This window comes from Micromonospora sp. SCSIO 07396, assembly GCF_053667945.1.
The window spans coordinates 1,976,082-1,989,796 of sequence record NZ_CM132210.1 but is presented as its reverse complement, the minus strand read 5'-3'; the positions used below and the strand labels follow the sequence as shown (position 1 = coordinate 1,989,796).

Sequence of the window (13,715 nt, the reverse complement as noted above, 5' to 3'; positions counted from 1 at the left end):
AACGTCAGTTACTCAGAGTCGGAACCCACCGGGGTCGGCCACGACCACGTCGAGCATCCGGGGGCCGTTCGCACTGAGGGCCTCCCGAAGCGCGGTCCGCAGCCCCTCCGGCGAGACGATCCGCTCGCCGGGCACCCCGAACCCGCGCGCCAGCGCCGCCATGTCGACCCCGCTCAGGTCCCAACCGGCCTGCCACGCCTTCTGGTCCTCCAGGTAGTACTTGAGCGACAGGTAACCCGAGTTGTTCGGGATCACGTAGGTGATAGGAAGGTTGTGCTGCGCCGCCGTCCACATCGAGTGCAGGGTGTACTGGGCGGACCCCTCCCCCATCACGACCACCGCGCGCCGGTCGGGTCGGGCCAGCGTGTAGCCGACCGCCCCGGCGAACGGGAAGCCCAGGGCGCCGCTGGCGGTGGCGAAGTAGCCGTTGTTCGGGCCCAGCGGGATCTGCTCGTGGAAGTCCGCCCTGCCGATCGGCAGTTCCTCGAACAGCACCGCGTCGTCCGGCAGCTCCTGCGCCAACAGGTGGAACAGGTAGGCCTGGGTCAGCGGCTCGGAGGCGGTGGGCGTGGCGATCTGCGGTCTGGTCGAGGCCAGCGGCACCCGCTCCCGTTCCCGCACCCGGGGCACGAGCTGACGCACGGTCGACCCGGTCGGACAGACGAACGCCGTACCGGCCATCGACCAGGCGGCGGCGACCGGATCGTCGGTGACGTGGTAGAAGTCGACCCCCTCCGGGAGTTGGGGCTGGGCGCTCGTGTCCGTCGCCGCCGGGTTGGTCGAGAAGAGGTCGAAGGACGTGAAGAGGGTGAACAGCGGGCTTCCGAAGACCACCACCACGTCGTGCTCGGACAGCCGTTCCGAGATCATCTCCGGGATCGGCGGCAGGACGCCACCGAATAGCGGGTGGGTCTCGGGGAAGCTCCCCCGGGGCCAGACAGGGCTGCCCCACACCCGGGCGTTGAGCCGCTCGGCCAGCCGGACGAGGTCATCGCGGGCCCCGTCCACGTCGACCCGCGGCCCGGCGACGATGCCCGGCCGCTCGGCGCTGTTCAGGACGTCCGCCAGCCGGTCCAGGACCGCCGGGTCGGTGACCACGGCAGAACTGACCTGCCGGACCCGGTGCGGCAAGGGGCTCGCCGGCCGGACCCAGTCGTCCTCGGGAATCGCGACGAACACCGGACCCTGTGGCGACTGCCGGGCGATGTGGTAAGCCTTCTCCAGCAACGCCGGCACGTCCTGCGGCCGGGCCGGCTCCCCAGCCCACTTGATGTACGGCCTCGGCAACGACGTCGCTTCGCTGGCGGTCAGGAACGCCTCGCCGAGCAACAGCTTACGCGCCTGCTGACCACCGATGATCACCATTGGGGTGTGCGCACTGGCGGCGGTGTACAGGGCGCCCATCGCGTTGCCCAGACCGGGACCACCGTTGATGACGACCAGGGACGGCTCACCCGTGGCCTGGGCGTGACCGTCGGCCATGCTGACGACCGACGCCTCCTGGAGCCCCATGACGAAACGGAAGTCGTCCGGCCACGACTCGAACAGCTTCATCTCGGTGTGACTCGGGTTACTGAAGACCGTGGTCATGCCCAGGTCCCGCAGCAGATCGATGGTCACCTCTCGGATCGTTCTTGATTCACCCTGTTCTGCTGGCACAGTCAGCACTCCTCCTGTGATCTGGGGGCCCGGCGAATCCGACGTCGTCCGAACGGTGGCGCGCTTTTCCGGCGTTGACTGGCAGACACGGCCGGTGAGCCTTGAAACGCGTCGGTCGAATCAGTCGGGCATCTCCTTCGTAAGGAAGATGTTTACGAACCGGTCGCACAGGTGACAAGGCGGCAGGACCGAAGTATCGGCACTTCGTTAGCACAGCGCCCGTACTTCGTGTGGTCACCCGCCGGCGGAGTGACGACCTCTGCTGGGCGGACTGCCGTAACGGTAGACCGGGGCCGGATCCCGGAATCATTTCCGCCCTCGATAATCAACGGATGAGGCCGACCACTTGACCTGAACCGGATTTCCTGCTTGGGTGATGAAACGTCCTTTACCGCGATGCGGTCCCCGACGATCCAACAATGCTCGCGACGTGATTATCGGTTACGCACCGGGCACCGGGCGGCCACCCTACCGGAATTCCTCACCGGCTACCGTCGCCCTCGGAGGGAGTTGATGGTGCACCACACGGGTACTGACCGCCACGAGGTCAGCCAAACATCATACCGCGTCGACGGTGACCGGGCCGCACCGGTGGGCCCGTGAACCGGGTCACCGTGGTCTCCGGAGCCAACCGGGGCATCGGCCGCGCGGTCGCCCGGCTGTTGGCCGAGGCAGGCGACACCGTCTATCTGACCGCCCGGCACGCCACCGCTGCCGAGCGTGCCGTCACGGACCTGGGTCCCCCCGCCGGGGAGGGGAGTCTGACGGCCCATCAACTCGATGTCACCGATCCGGCGAGTATCGCCCGCCTGGAGCACACTCTGCGCGAACGGCATGGCAGGCTCGACGTCCTGGTCAACAACGCGGGCATCCTCTACGACACCTGGCAGAGCGCCACCGACGCCGACCTGTCCGTCGTTCAGCAGGCCCTCGACACCAACCTGTACGGCGCGTGGCGCACCACGATGCGGCTCCTGCCCTTGCTGCGCGCCGGCCGTCACGCCCGGGTCGTCAACGTCTCCAGTGGCGCGGGGTCACTGGCCGACATGGCGGGTGGCCTACCGGCGTACCGCATCTCCAAGGCCGCGCTGAACGCCCTGACCCGCATCCTCGCCGCGGAGTTGCGCGCCGACCGAATCCTGGTCAACGCCGTCGGCCCCGGCTGGGTCGCCACCGACATGGGTGGCGCGGGCGGCCGCCCGGTCGCCGACGGTGCCGAAGGCGTCGGATGGGCCGTCGACCTGCCCGACGACGGCCCCACCGGTGGCTTCTACCGGGACGGCCGCCCCGTACCCTGGTGAGGCGAGCGCCGCACCCCGGAGTACGGCGCGCTCACCGGACAGGCGGACCGCCCGTGGGCCGAGGATGGGCTGGTGGGAACTCGACGCCACACCACCGGATGCGGCAGCGACGGGTGTCGCTGCGACGGGAGACGCCGGGATTCCCCCGGACGGGGTGGCGGGGTGGCCCCCTGACCGGGCCACCCCGCGTTCGCGCCCCTCACCGACGGGCGGGTACGACAGTCCGCCGGCCGGTCCTGACGGGGGCGCGGGTCAGAAACGCGCCCAGTCGTCGGCGGCCGGCCGCCACACGTCGATGTTGCGCGGGTCGACCGCCATCCGGCGGGCCCGGTGGGTCTCGTGCTCCTCCGGCGTGAACACCCGGTGCCTGTCGCACAGCTCGTAGCGCGGCCCGTGCCGGGTGTCGTGCATGTAGAAGGCGATCGACGTGGACGCCGAGTGGTTGACCAGGTCGGAGGCGATCGGGACCTGCTTGTACTGGGCCCGTGCCCGGCCGCGCATCACGTGGTCGAAGCTCTTCATCATGAAGCACAGGTGCGCGACGTAGAACTCGTTGTTGCGCTGGATCGCCAGGCTGTGGTGGTAGCGGTCCTCGCTGCGCAGGAAGACCGTCACGTCGCCGACGTGGTCGGACTCCAGGAAGCCGAGCACCTTGGTGTAGAACGCCAGCGTCTCGTCGTACTTGTCGGTGGCGAGGAACGGGTGCACCAGGTCCAGCGGGCGCAGCTCGATCAGCGGCGGCTCGGCGTACTCCTGGAACTCGGTGAACAGCTCGACGATCAGCCCGTTGGGGTCGCGGACGGCGAAGCCCCGCTGGACCAGGCCCTTGACCCGGTCGGCCAGCTCGAACACCTCGTGCCCGGCGGCGGTGACCCGCTCCCGCAGGTCGTCCAGGACGGCGTCGTTCTCGACGCTGAACCCGACCGCCGTGGTCCACGACTCGGTACGCTGCGGCGCGGCGACCAGCTCGATGCTGTGGTGTTCCAGGTCGGCGCGCAGGAACGCGTACTCGTCGTCGTGCTGCTCCAGTTGCAGCCCGACGTGGTACTGGAGGAACTCGATGGAGGCGGCCAGGTCGGGCACCTCGATCCGGGCGTACTCCATGCCGTAGGGCCCACGGCGGCGGGCGGTGGCCTCGGTGGTCATCTGTGACCCCTCTCGATGGGCTGGGCGTCCCCGGCGGTGGGGATACTGACGATGGCCTGACGCTCGATGACCGGCCGCCAGCGTTCCCGGACGAACCGCTCGTGCGAGTCGCTGTGCAGGTAGTCGAGCAGGTCCTGCTCGGTGGGGAACTCCACGACGAAGCCGTGGGTCATGCTGGTGTCGCGGGTGCTGACGTTGACCCCGCTGCGCCAGTTGCGCATCGCGGGATACCGGCTCGGGAAGGTCTCCAGCTCGGCCAGGACGGACTCGGCCGCGCCGGGCGGCAGGTCGTCGCGGAACCGGAAGACCAGCATGTGGGTGATCATGGCGGCCGGCTCAGAGGATGAAGCTGAGTCGGGCGCCGGGGTCCATCGACTCCATCACCGGGACGGCCCGGCGCAGCCGGAACCGCAGCCCGTCCGGGTCGACCTTGAGCACGTGCTCGTAGCGGCCGACGTAGGTGTAGGCGCCGTTGTCGCGGTAGCGGTGGATGATGAAGTTGGCGCTGATCCAGACGGTCTCCGCGCCGGCCTCCAGCAGCAGCACGTTGGAGATCATCCGGTGGGTGCGCGAGTGCGGGTTCTCGGCGTGTGCCTTGCGGCTCTTGAGCCGCTTGACCCGGGCCTGGATCAGCTCGTAGTCGTCGGCCACGAAGTACCCGGCGGTGGTGGCGTCCCAGCCGGCCCAGTCGGTGGTCGGCACCTCCAGCCGGCCACCCGGCTCGATCAGGGTGAGCCACTCGTCGAGCCGCCACTCGTCGAGCAGTTGGGCCTCCCGGTAGAGGAACTCCTCCACCTCGGCCCGGGTCACCTCGCGCGATGCCACACTGACCACTCCCCCACGGCTCCCGGCCGTCGTCGACGACACGCTCACTTGCCCGCACCCCCCGCGGCGGGTCCGGCGGCGGGCGTACCGGCCGGCGGGTCGCCGGCCACGCTGGTGCCCGCCCCGACCTTCTCGGCCCAGCGCCGCCAGAAGCTGCGCATCGCGCCCTCGTCGATCGAGCGGCCCTGGTTGCCCTGCTTCTCGTTGGCCATGCCCCGCGACATGTCGCTCCAGTCGTGGGCGGGGTCGACCGCGTCGGCGGTCGCGGTGATGCCGCGCTGCACCGCCTCGTACGCCTCGATGTCGTCGGGGGTGGCCAGGCCGCCCGGCCCGACGAAGCTGACCATCGTCTTGATCCGCAGCGCGCGGACCGACTCCGGCTCGCCGACCTCGACGAACTGCCACGCCCGCACGTCGGTGCGGTCGGCGGCGACCGGTTCGAGCTGCCTGATGGTCAGCGCCTCCAGGTCGAACAGCAGCAGGTTGGGGAAGACGAACAGGATGCGGCTGGCGTCGGCCACCTCGGCGGCGAGTTCGGGGCCGAGGCGGGCCTCCAGCTCGCGGCGCTTGGCGACGGTGCGGGTCTTCTCCTCGTCGCCGAAGCGGGGCTCCCAGACCATCCCGATCCGGCCGTTGTGCCCGGTGAGCACGAGCAGCCCGTGGCCGCCGCCGAGGTCGTAGGCGTACTGGTCGTCGTCGGTGACGGCGAACCCGGTCTCCCGCAGGTAGCCGACGAAGGTGTTGTGGGTGGGGGCGAAGTGGTAGCCGTCCATCGCGTTCTCGACGGCGAGCTTCCAGTTGCCCTTCACGCTGTAGAGCTGCACGCCCGGCAGGGTGGTCATGCCGTGCTCGCCGATCTTCGCGGTCAGCGACATGTAGTGCGCGGCCGGCCCGAGGTGGGTCAGCAGGTCGGGCACGTCCGCGTCGAAGGCGACGAAGACGAAACCCTCGTGGATCTGGAGCCGGGGCACCTGGCGCAGCGCCATCGACGCCCGGAAGGCGGGGTCGTCGGGGTACGCGTCGTCGCCGGGCAGCGCAGCCAGTTCGCCGGAGTTGCTGAACGCCCAGGCGTGGTAGAAGCACTGGAAGAACTTCGTGTTGCCCTCGCTGTGCCGGCACAGCACGGTGCCCCGGTGGGTACAGGCGTTGAAGAAGGCCCGCACCTCGCCCCCGGCGTCCCGGCAGAAGATCAGCGGTCGACCGCCGAGGGTGCGGGTCTTGAAGTCACCCGCCTTCGGGATCTCGGTCTCGTGGCCGAGATAGAGCCAGGTGTGATTCCAGATCCGGTCGATCTCGGTCCGGAACACCTCGGGGTCGCGGTACGCCGAGCGGTGCACGCGGAACCGCAGCGCCTCCCAGTCCTCGTCGATCATCGCGCCGGCTGCACCGAGCGGACGTACCGGCGTCTGCTGCGCCATCACCTCACCGCCTTCTACGTCATGCGAGACAGCATCTCGCTACACGATGCTGCTACTCGGCCATGGCAACTGTCAAGAGCAGGGCAGACTCCGACACCGGGTTACTCGCTGTTAATACGAACGCAACACGCAACTGTTGCTTCGCCGGTCACGATCCCCTACATCCGACATGGCCCGGCCGATCCGCCCGCCCCGATCGCCGGCCCTTGGACGCGGCCCGCGCATCCCGTCGCCGGCCGCCGGCCACCCGCACCGGGCAGCGCCGTCCCGTCGCACCGCCAGCCGGTGTCACCCCTTCCGGAGGATGTCATGCTCCAGCCGCACGATGGCCCGATCGGTGGAACCCACTACCTGCCCAGCACCCCGGACACCTGCCTGTGGGGCCGGCTGCCCGACCGGCGGCACGAACCCGTGCTGCGGGTCGGCTCCGGCGAGACCGTGACCATCGACACGCTCAGCCACGAGGGCATCCTGGAGGACCAGGGCCGCGACCCGGTCGGCTTCCTCAAGCAGTTCGACGTGCCCACCGACCGGGTCCTCACCGACGCCCGCGACCTGGCCGCCTCCGACGTCGCCCACGACTACGACGCCGACGGCCCGCACGTGGTCACCGGCCCGATCACGGTGGCCGGAGCCGAACCCGGCGACCTGCTCCGGATCGAGGTGCTCGACCTGCTCGTCCGCGCCCCGTACGGCTTCATCAGCAGCCGGCACGGCTACGGCGCGCTGCCCGGCGAGTACCCGCTCACCCCCACCGACACCGGCCCGGACGGCGACGGCCCCCGGGAGTACGGCACCGTCAGCCACTTCACCGAGGTGATCCACCACGGCGGCCGGCTGTTCGGCACCCTGCCGTACGGCGACGGCCGGGCGGCCCGCTTCCCGCTCGCCCCCTTCCTCGGCCTGATGGGCGTCGCCGTGGACACCGACGAGCCGGTGCACTCGGTGCCGCCCGGCGCGTTCGGCGGCAACCTCGACATCAACGAACTCCAGGTCGGCTCCACCCTCTACCTGCCGGTGCAGCTGCCCGGGGCGGGCTTCTACGCCGGTGACCCGCACTACGCCCAGGGCGACGGTGAGGTGGCGCTGACCGCCCTGGAGGCGCCACTGCGGGCCACCCTGCGACTGTCGGTGATCCCCGGGGCACAGGCCGGTGGCCTGGTCGGGGCCGTCGACGGGCCGTTCGCCGAGACCGCCACCCACTGGCTGCCGGTCGGCCTGCACGGCGACCTCGACGAGGCGATGCGGCGGGCCGTCCGGGCCGCCGTCGACTTCCTCGTCCGCACCCAGGGCATGCCCCCGCAGACCGCGCTGGCCTACCTGAGCGCCGCCGCCGACTTCGAGGTGAGCCAGGTCGTCGACGGGGTGAAGGGCATCCACTGCCTGATCCGCAAGGCCGACTTCCCGGCCCACTTCTGACCGACGACGCGTCCCGGCCCGTGGCGGTGTGCCGCGGGCCGGGGTGGGCGGCGCACCGACGCGCGCAGGGGTCGCCGCCACGCCGCTGCCCCCGACCGGGACGGGCCGGGGGCAGCGGACGCAGCCGGCCGGAGCCGGGCCGCACCGTCACCGACAGGCGGCGTGCGACGGGCGGCAGGACCGGGGACCGCGGCGGCGACGGCCGGGCCGGGTGGCGCTGCCCGGCCGGGCCGACGGGGTGGGGTTCAGGCGCTGGTGGGCACCTCGACACGACGGGGTGCGGCCTCCATCGCCCCGGGCCGGGTGACCGTCACCGCTGCCGCCCGGCTCGCCCACCGGGCCGCCTCGTCGATCGCCGCGCCGTCGAGCAGCGCGTCGGCCAGGGCGGCGCAGAAGGTGTCCCCGGCACCGGTGGCGTCGACCGCGTCGACCCGCTCAGCCGGGATCAGCCACTGCCGGTCGGTGGTCACCACCAGCGCGCCGTCACCGCCGAGGGTCACCACCACCGGCCCCCGGGTGCCCAGCGACCGGGCCATCGCGGCCAGCGCGTCGGCCCCGGCGTCCGTCGGCGGCGCGCCGGCCAGGGCGGCCAACTCACCCCGGTTGGGCACCAGCACGTCGACCCGGGCCAGGGTCGCCGGGTCGACCGGGCGGGCCGGTGCCGGGTTGAGCACCACCAGGCCCTCGGCCAGCCGGACCGCCTCGGCCACCACCGCCGCGTCGACCTCCTGTTGCAGCAGCACCGCCCGCGCCGACCCGAGCAGGTCACGCAGCGGGCCGAGGTGCTCGGCGGCGAGCCACATGTTCGCCCCCGAACTGACCGCGATGGTGCTGTCGCCGTCGGCGGTGACCAGCACGATCGCCTGCCCGGTCGGGCGGGGGGCGCGCAGCACCGCCTCGGTGGCCACCCCCTCGGCGGCGATCAGCCCGAGCAGCCAGTCGCCGTCGGCGTCGATGCCGACCGCGCCGACCATCGCCACCCGGCGACCCAGCCGGGCGGCGGCGACGGCCTGGTTGGCGCCCTTGCCGCCGCCGGCCCGCCGGTGGTCGGCCGCGCCGAGCACGGTCTGCCCGGGGGCGGGCAGCTCGTGCAGCGGCACCACCACGTCCACGTTGAGGCTGCCCACCACCACGATGTCGGTCATCGCCGGTCAGCCCTGCCCGGGACGCCAGGCGTGCGGCAGGAAGTCCGCCCGGGGCGGGGCGAAGACGTCCACGTTGATGCACGGGCCCTCGGTCGGTTCGATGTAGTGCTCCGCGCCGCGCGGCACCAGCAGCATCGAACCCGGCCCCATCGGGTGCGGCACACCGTCGACGTAGTAGTTGCACCGGCCGCCGAGAATCAGCACCAGCTGGTCGAAGTCGTCGTGGTGGTGCGGGTTGAGGTCCATCCCGACGGCCAGTTCGTGCCAGGCGAAGAGAACCTCGTCGGTGGCGTACACCTTGCGGCGCACCCCGGGCCGGACGTCGGTGGCCGGGATGTCGTCCCAGTTGACCGAGGTGCGGTAGAGCTGCGGGTTGAGCATGTGAACGCGTCCCTTCTCGGGCGGGTCAGAGGGGTGCGGCGAGCCGACGCAGGCCGGTGCCGAGCAGGTGCAGGTCCGAACCGACGACCAGGTAGCGCGCGTCGGTCAGGCCACAGCGGTCCAGCGCCGCGGCGGACCGCTCGGGCACCCAGCCGCCGAGGTGGGTCCCGGTCGTGCGGGCCGCGGCGGCGATGTCCCCGGTACGCCGCAGCAGCGGCCCCGGGTCGTCGGTGGTCGACAGGCCCAGGCTCACCGCCAGGTCGGTGGTCCCGACGAAACCCACGTCCACCCCGGCCAGCAGGGCGGGCAGCGGGTCGTCGGTGGTCGCCGTCTCGATCTGGGCCACCAGTACGGGCGGGTGCTCGGCCTCCACCGCGAGGTACCGGTCCAGGCCGTCGCCGCCGTACCCGGCCGACGGGTGCGCCAGGCTGATGCTGCGCCGGCCCTGCGGGGCGTACCGGCTGGCCGAGCGCAGCGCCTCGACGTCGGCCCGGCGGCGCACCGTCGACAGCTGGATCCCGACGGCCCCGGCCTCCAGCAGCCGGTTGACCTGGCCGGGGTCGACGGCCGGCACCCGGACCAGCGCCGGCAGGCCAGCCAGGGCGGCGAGCCGGAGCTGGTCGGTGGCGGTCCGCTCGTCCAGGCCGGAGTGCTCCAGGTCGATCACGACGAAGTCGAGTCCGGAGCGGGCGGCCAGGGCGATCACGTCACCGCCGGGCAGCTTGACGAACGTGCCGGCGAGCTGACCCCCGGCGCGCAGGGTCGCCCGCAGCCGGGCGCGGTGGCCGTGCACCCCGGCCGGCGGGGTCGGCTCGACGGAGGTCGGCGGCGTCTGCCCGACGGACGTGGACGGGGTCGGCTGGGCCGGCCCCGGCTCGCCGGACACCGGCCCGACGGCGGACATCAGGGCCTCACGCCCGGGTGGCGGGCAGCCCGCGCCACGGCACGGTCGGCACCTGCTCGCCGCCGAGCAGCACCACGCTCGGCTCCAGCCGGGGTGCGGTGATCGTGTTGCCGGCGGCGTCGGGGAGCACCGCCTCCTCGGCCTCGGCCAGCACGGTGACGTGGGCCGGGCCGCCCTCGACCAGGGTGCCGTAGCCCTCGGCGTCCAGGCCGGTCAGCCGGGCCGGTGCGGTCGTCACCCGGGGCACCAACTGCTCCAGGGTCATCCCCATCGCGCGCAGCTTGGCCATGCTGGTGACCAGGTCGAACACCGGGCCGCGCCAGTTGCGGGCGCTGGTGTCGGAGGTGACCACGTCGGGCAGGAAGCCCTGCTCGATCGCCGGGCGGGCGACGGCGAAGCTGAGGTTGCTCTTGCCGTGGGCGGATTCGAACAGCACCCCGCGCTCGCGGGCGGCGTACACCTCGGGCAGCACGGTGCCGTCGTTGAGGATGCCGTACGGCTTGCCGGTGTAGCAGTGCGCCACCACGTCGCCGGGGCGCAGCAGGGGCAGGATCACCGGCAGCGGCTCCGGCGTCTCTCCGATGTGGATCATCAGCGGCAGGCCGGCCTCGGCGGCGAGCGCCAGGGAACGCTTGAGCAGCGGACGCCAGTCCAGCCCGACGACGTCCTCGGAGAGCCGGATCTTGAACCCACGTACCCGGTGCGGGTTCGCCTCGGCCACCGCCAGGGCGTCCTCGGGGACCAGCGTGCCCGGGTTGATCAGCTCACCGAACCGGAAGTCGATCAGGCCGAGGACCGAGACGTTGAGGAAGTTCACCAGCCGCATCCGGGCCGGCTCGGCGACGTACTTCTCGAACGCGGCGAAGGTGGACGCGCCGACGGTGCCGGCGTCGCAGGCGGCGACGACGCCCCGGTGCAGGTGCGCCTCGTCCGGCGGGGCCCCGACCTTGGAGACCTCGGCGAAGATGTGGGTGTGCGCCTCGACCAGGCCGGGCAGCACGTACTGCCCGGCGCAGTCGACCACCCGGTCGGCGGCGGCGGCGAGGCCGGGCGCGATCCGGGCCACCCGGTCGCCGGTCACCGCGACGTCGGCGACCTGGCTGGCTCCGGTCTGACCGTCGAACACCTGGCCACCGGCCAGCACCAGGTCGTACCGCTCGGAATTCTCACTCATGACATCGGGCTCTCTGTGCGAAGCGAGTGGGTCGACGCGTCGACGGCGGCCGGCGCGGGGTGGTCCGGGCTCTCGGCACCGAACCGGGTACGCAGGGGCAGCACCCCGGCGACGGTCACCTCCACCTGGTCACCGGGGCGCAGGAAGCAACCCCGGTCCTGGCCGGTGCCGGTCGGGGTGCCGGTGAGCACCACGTCACCGGGCTCCAGCACCACGTACCTGGTGATCCAGGCGAGCAGGTCGGGCACCGGGAAGATCAGGTCGGCGGTGCTGGCCTGCTGGCGCAGCTCGCCGTTGACCGTGGTGCGGACGCCGATGGCGTCGCGGTCGGCGACCGCGCCCAGGCCGAGCACCGAGGCGCCCAGGGCACCGAACCCGGGAAAGCTCTTGGCCAGGGTGGGATTGCCCGTGGCGGCCATCACGTCCCGGGCGGTCAGGTCGTTGGCGGCGGTGATCGCGGCGAGGTGCGCCCAGACCTGCCCGGCCGGGGTGTGGTGCATCCGGGTGCCGACGACCAGGGCGACCTCACCCTCGTAGTCGGGCTGGCTGCTCACCGAGCCGGGCAGCGGCACGGTGTCCCCGGGGCCGGAGCCGGCGCTCGGCGATTTCAGGTAGAGCACCGGCTGGGTGGGCAGGGCCCGGCCGGTGGTGCGGGCCTTGCAGTGGTAGTTCAGCCCGACGCCCCACACCGCGCGGGTCCCGGCCAGCGGCGGGCGCAGGTCGCCGACGAGGGTCTCCAGCGGTAGCCGGCGGCGGACCCGGGCCTCGGCGGCGGGGGCGAACCCCCGGCCGGCGCGCAGCAGGGCGGCCACGTCCGGGGTGGGCAGGTCGAGCAGTTCGACGTCGTCGCCGGTGATCCGGCCCAGCCCGTACCGGGTGACGACGAGGTGCGCGTCGGTGGGCGCGGGGGCGGTCATACCGCGTCCGAGGAGTGGCCGGGTACGGTGCCGAGCGCCGGGTTGACCAGTGGGGCCAGGTTGTTGACGGCGGCGGCGGCCTCACCGAAGCCGACCGAGATCAGCCGGACCTTGCCGTCGTAGTCGGTGATGTCGCCGGCGGCGAAGACCCGGGGCAGGTTGGTCCGCATCGACCGGTCCACGGCGACGTAGCGGCGACGCATCTCCAGCCCCCAGCGCTCCATCGCGCTCAGGTCGGCGATGAAGCCGAGCGCGGCGACCACCGCCTGGGCGGGCAGGGTCTGCCGGCCCTCGCCGCGTACCTCGGCGATCCGCACCGCCTCGACGTGCTGTTCCCCGTCGATCCCGCTGACCTCGTACGGGGTGAGCACCCGCACTGTCGACTCGTGCAGCTGGGTGACGCTGCGTTCGTGGGCGCGGAACTGCGGTCGCCGGTGCACCAGGGTGACGCTGCTGGCGTACGGCTCCAGGGCCAGCGCCCAGTCGACGGCGGAGTCGCCACCGCCGACCACGACGACGTCCTGCCCGGCGAGTTCCTCCAGCCGGGGGACGAAGTAGCGCAGTCCCCGGCCGAGGTGGTCGCTGCCGACGGGCAGCTCCCGGGGGGTGAAGGTGCCGATGCCGGCGGTCAGCAGCACGGCCGCCGCCCGGACCTGGGTGCCGGTGTCGGTGCCGATCAGCACGTGGTCCTCGGCGCAGGTCAGCTCGATGGCGCTCTGCCCGAGCAGGAACGTCGGCTTGGCGGTGGCGGCCTGGGTGAGCAGGGCGTCGACGAGTTCCTGGCCCCGCACGGCGGGCAGCCCGGCGATGTCGTAGATCGACTTCTCGGGGTAGAGGGCGGCGATCTGCCCGCCGGCCTCGGGCAGCGAGTCGATCACCGCCACGCTCATCCCGCGGAAGCCGGCGTAGTAGGTGGCGTAGAGGCCGGCCGGGCCGGCGCCGATGATCGCGAGGTCGACCTCGTGCCGCTCGGTCATCAGCCGGCGCTTTCCGCGATGGCCGGGTGGTCGTGGCCGACCCGGCCGATCTTGCGGGCGCCGCCCGGGGTGCCGATCTCGGTGAAGAACTCGGCGTTGATCGGCCCGAACCGGGCGCGGTCGGCGGGCAGGTCGTCGAGGTGGAAGATCGAGGTGACCGGGCAGACCGGCTCGCAGCGCCCGCAGTCGACGCACTCGTCCGGGTTGATGTACATCATCCGGTCGCCCTCGTAGATGCAGTCCACCGGGCATTCCTCGACGCAGGACCGATCCTGTACGTCCACACATTCGTCGGTGACCACGTAGGTCATCGGTCCTCCTGCGGTTCGGTCGGCCGGCCGCATCCGCGCCGCAGCGGCAGGTCCGGACGGGCAGCCGATCCGGGTGCCGGGCCCGTTCCGCGACGTCGCCGGATGCGGGGCGATGTCGTTTGGTGTCAGGCCACGCTA

At 72.3% G+C, this 13,715-nt stretch carries 14 protein-coding genes; 2 read left to right on the top strand and 12 right to left on the bottom strand.

The annotated features are described in order from the left end of the window. Positions 1 to 12 precede the first annotated feature (12 nt). Entirely contained in the window at positions 13 to 1,620 is a 1,608-nt protein-coding gene (gene mdlC / locus ACWCHM_RS08500) for a benzoylformate decarboxylase (protein ID WP_454221966.1), read from the bottom strand. A 638-nt stretch (positions 1,621 to 2,258) separates the two neighbouring features. Here mdlC and ACWCHM_RS08495 point away from each other — a divergent pair. Then, positions 2,259 to 2,960: an SDR family NAD(P)-dependent oxidoreductase gene (locus ACWCHM_RS08495; RefSeq protein WP_454221965.1), complete on the top strand. Its 702-nt coding sequence runs from the start codon at positions 2,259 to 2,261 to the stop codon at positions 2,958 to 2,960. A 252-nt stretch (positions 2,961 to 3,212) separates the two neighbouring features. On the opposite strand, the gene ACWCHM_RS08490 is transcribed toward ACWCHM_RS08495, so the two are convergent. Genes ACWCHM_RS08490 through ACWCHM_RS08475 form a run of 4 tightly spaced genes read right to left on the bottom strand, consistent with a single transcriptional unit; the run spans position 3,213 to position 6,349 of the window. Next, positions 3,213 to 4,106: a VOC family protein gene (locus tag ACWCHM_RS08490; protein WP_088647651.1), complete on the bottom strand. Its 894-nt coding sequence runs from the start codon at positions 4,104 to 4,106 to the stop codon at positions 3,213 to 3,215. Next, a complete protein-coding gene (locus tag ACWCHM_RS08485; protein WP_145919475.1) occupies positions 4,103 to 4,432 on the bottom strand; it encodes a Dabb family protein in 330 nt (109 codons plus the stop codon). Before ACWCHM_RS08485 ends, ACWCHM_RS08490 begins: the two co-directional genes overlap by 4 nt. Before the next feature lie 10 nt (positions 4,433 to 4,442). After that, a complete protein-coding gene (locus ACWCHM_RS08480; RefSeq protein ID WP_204961612.1) occupies positions 4,443 to 4,931 on the bottom strand; it encodes an aromatic-ring-hydroxylating dioxygenase subunit beta in 489 nt (162 codons plus the stop codon). A gap of 44 nt (positions 4,932 to 4,975) precedes the next feature. Beyond that, a complete protein-coding gene (locus ACWCHM_RS08475; protein WP_454221964.1) occupies positions 4,976 to 6,349 on the bottom strand; it encodes an aromatic ring-hydroxylating oxygenase subunit alpha in 1,374 nt (457 codons plus the stop codon). A 309-nt stretch (positions 6,350 to 6,658) separates the two neighbouring features. On the opposite strand from ACWCHM_RS08475, the gene ACWCHM_RS08470 reads away from it, so the two are divergent. After that, positions 6,659 to 7,768, top strand: coding sequence for an acetamidase/formamidase family protein (locus ACWCHM_RS08470; RefSeq protein ID WP_454221963.1), 1,110 nt, complete (start codon positions 6,659 to 6,661; stop codon positions 7,766 to 7,768). 245 nt (positions 7,769 to 8,013) lie between these two features. On the opposite strand, the gene ACWCHM_RS08465 is transcribed toward ACWCHM_RS08470, so the two are convergent. Genes ACWCHM_RS08465 through fdxA form a run of 7 tightly spaced genes read right to left on the bottom strand, consistent with a single transcriptional unit; the run spans position 8,014 to position 13,577 of the window. Continuing rightward, complete coding sequence (locus ACWCHM_RS08465) at positions 8,014 to 8,913, bottom strand: ribokinase (RefSeq protein WP_204961609.1); 900 nt, start codon at positions 8,911 to 8,913, stop codon at positions 8,014 to 8,016. A 6-nt stretch (positions 8,914 to 8,919) separates the two neighbouring features. After that, complete coding sequence (locus ACWCHM_RS08460; protein WP_088647236.1) at positions 8,920 to 9,294, bottom strand: cupin domain-containing protein; 375 nt, start codon at positions 9,292 to 9,294, stop codon at positions 8,920 to 8,922. A 25-nt stretch (positions 9,295 to 9,319) separates the two neighbouring features. After that, complete coding sequence (locus ACWCHM_RS08455) at positions 9,320 to 10,198, bottom strand: HpcH/HpaI aldolase family protein (RefSeq protein ID WP_454221962.1); 879 nt, start codon at positions 10,196 to 10,198, stop codon at positions 9,320 to 9,322. Positions 10,199 to 10,205: 7 nt separating this feature from the next. Beyond that, a complete protein-coding gene (locus ACWCHM_RS08450) occupies positions 10,206 to 11,372 on the bottom strand; it encodes a hypothetical protein (protein ID WP_454221960.1) in 1,167 nt (388 codons plus the stop codon). Beyond that, positions 11,369 to 12,289, bottom strand: coding sequence for a fumarylacetoacetate hydrolase family protein (locus ACWCHM_RS08445; RefSeq protein ID WP_454221959.1), 921 nt, complete (start codon positions 12,287 to 12,289; stop codon positions 11,369 to 11,371). The genes ACWCHM_RS08450 and ACWCHM_RS08445 overlap by 4 nt, the downstream gene beginning before the upstream one ends. Further along, positions 12,286 to 13,266, bottom strand: coding sequence for an NAD(P)/FAD-dependent oxidoreductase (locus ACWCHM_RS08440; protein ID WP_454221958.1), 981 nt, complete (start codon positions 13,264 to 13,266; stop codon positions 12,286 to 12,288). The genes ACWCHM_RS08445 and ACWCHM_RS08440 overlap by 4 nt, the downstream gene beginning before the upstream one ends. Then, positions 13,266 to 13,577, bottom strand: coding sequence for a ferredoxin (gene fdxA, locus ACWCHM_RS08435; protein WP_067309107.1), 312 nt, complete (start codon positions 13,575 to 13,577; stop codon positions 13,266 to 13,268). Before fdxA ends, ACWCHM_RS08440 begins: the two co-directional genes overlap by 1 nt. Positions 13,578 to 13,715 lie beyond the last annotated feature (138 nt).